At 65.4% G+C, this 494-nt stretch carries 1 protein-coding gene; it reads right to left on the bottom strand.

Going from position 1 to position 494, the window contains the following annotated elements; genetic code table 11:
• On the bottom strand, window positions 1-452 hold a 452-nt coding region (locus tag PGH32_RS24770), incomplete at its 3' end, for a hypothetical protein (protein WP_443112830.1).
• Between the last annotated feature and the right edge of the window lie 42 nt (window positions 453-494).

Raw genomic sequence — 494 nt, 5'->3', positions numbered from 1 at the left:
CAGGTCACCTCTGGGGTCCTGGAGATCATCAGGGTGTCCTTGGGCTTGGGAGGGAAGATGAACACGGAGGGGCCGCCCAGCAGCTCGGGAGGAGGGCAGGTTGGCTTGGAGCAGGTGCTTGGGGCCACGGTCTTGTCCACCTTGGTGTTGGTGGCTGGGTGGGCCACGTTGCAGGTCACTGGCTGGGAGCTGGAGGTCACGCTCACCACGCTGGACAGGGAGTACAGTCCGCTGGACTGGCGCACGCTTGGGAAGGTCCTCACGCCGTTGGTCAGGGTGCCGGAGTTCCAGGTCACGGTCACTGGCTCTGGCAGGTATCCCTTCACCAGGCATCCCAGGGTCACGGTGCTGGAGGGGGTGTGGCCGCAGCATGGGGCCAGTGGGAACACGCTGGGGGCCTTGGGCTGGCCGCTGGACACGGTCACGGTGGTTCCCTGTCCCCACACGTCCATTCCGTAGTAGTAGTGGGTTCCTGGCAGGAACTCCTCCTTGGC

This window comes from Erwinia sp. SLM-02 (genome assembly GCF_037450285.1).
Taxonomy (GTDB): Bacteria; Pseudomonadota; Gammaproteobacteria; order Enterobacterales; family Enterobacteriaceae; genus Erwinia.
The sequence above is the reverse complement of the archived record's forward strand: the minus strand, read 5'-3'. Positions and strand labels throughout refer to the sequence as shown.